Genomic DNA, 1,491 nt, shown 5'->3' with positions numbered 1-1,491 from the left:
GGCGTTGGTAGTCCTGGTGAAAGTGAGTAGGCCGAGACCTTAGGTAAATCCGGGGTCTTAAAGCCGAGACACGAGACGAACTGACCACGGTCAGGAAGTCACTGATGCCACGCTTCCAGGAAAAGCCTCTAAGCTTCAGATCATGTGCGACCGTACCCCAAACCGACACAGGTGGTCAGGGTGAGAATCCCAAGGCGCTTGAGAGAACTCGGGTGAAGGAACTAGGCAAAATGGTGCCGTAACTTCGGGAGAAGGCACGCCGGCGTAGGGTGAAGAGACTTGCTCTCCTAGCCCGAACCGGTCGAAGATACCAGGTGGCTGCAACTGTTTATTAAAAACACAGCACTCTGCTAACGCGCAAGCGGACGTATAGGGTGTGACGCCTGCCCGGTGCCGGAAGGTTAAATGATGGTGTTAGCCGCAAGGCGAAGCTCTTGATTGAAGCCCCGGTAAACGGCGGCCGTAACTATAACGGTCCTAAGGTAGCGAAATTCCTTGTCGGGTAAGTTCCGACCTGCACGAATGGCGTAATGATGGCCACGCTGTCTCCACCCGAGACTCAGTGAAATTGAAATCGCCGTGAAGATGCGGTGTACCCGCGGCTAGACGGAAAGACCCCGTGAACCTTTACTATAGCTTCACACTGGACGCTGATGTTGCCTGTGTAGGATAGCTGGGAGGCTTTGAACTCTGGACGCCAGTTCGGAGGGAGCCAACCTTGAAATACCAGCCTGGCATCATTGGCGTTCTCACTCAGGTCCGTTATCCGGATCGAGGACAGTGTGTGGTGGGTAGTTTGACTGGGGCGGTCTCCTCCTAAAGAGTAACGGAGGAGCACGAAGGTACCCTCAGCACGGTCGGACATCGTGCATTGAGTGCAAGAGCATAAGGGTGCTTGACTGCGAGACAGACACGTCGAGCAGGTGCGAAAGCAGGTTCTAGTGATCCGGTGGTTCTGTATGGAAGGGCCATCGCTCAACGGATAAAAGGTACTCCGGGGATAACAGGCTGATACCGCCCAAGAGTTCACATCGACGGCGGTGTTTGGCACCTCGATGTCGGCTCATCACATCCTGGGGCTGAAGTCGGTCCCAAGGGTATGGCTGTTCGCCATTTAAAGTGGTACGCGAGCTGGGTTTAGAACGTCGTGAGACAGTTCGGTCCCTATCTGCCGTGGGCGTTGGATGTTTGAGAAGGGCTGCTCCTAGTACGAGAGGACCGGAGTGGACGACCCTCTGGTGTTCCGGTTGTCACGCCAGTGGCATTGCCGGGTAGCTATGGTCGGACGGGATAACCGCTGAAAGCATCTAAGCGGGAAGCCCCCTTCAAGATGAGACATCCCTGAGGCCTAGAGCCTCCTGAAGGGCCCAGCGAGACCAGCTGGTTGATAGGCACGGTGTGGAAGCGCTGCAAGGCGTTGAGCTAACGTGTACTAATGGCCCGTGAGGCTTGACCCTATAACACCCAAGGGGTCTGGTCGTAATGATGACG

Annotated in this window: 1 rRNA gene; it reads left to right on the top strand. The window is 55.7% G+C overall.

The window, feature by feature from the left end:
* A 23S ribosomal RNA gene (locus K7H09_RS23950) occupies positions 1–1,457 on the top strand; the annotation flags it as partial.
* Between the last annotated feature and the right edge of the window lie 34 nt (positions 1,458–1,491).

It is taken from the genome of Halomonas sp. IOP_14, assembly GCF_021021315.1.
In the GTDB taxonomy this organism is placed as follows: domain Bacteria; phylum Pseudomonadota; class Gammaproteobacteria; order Pseudomonadales; family Halomonadaceae; genus Vreelandella; species Vreelandella titanicae.
The sequence above is the reverse complement of the archived record's forward strand: the minus strand, read 5'-3'. Positions and strand labels throughout refer to the sequence as shown.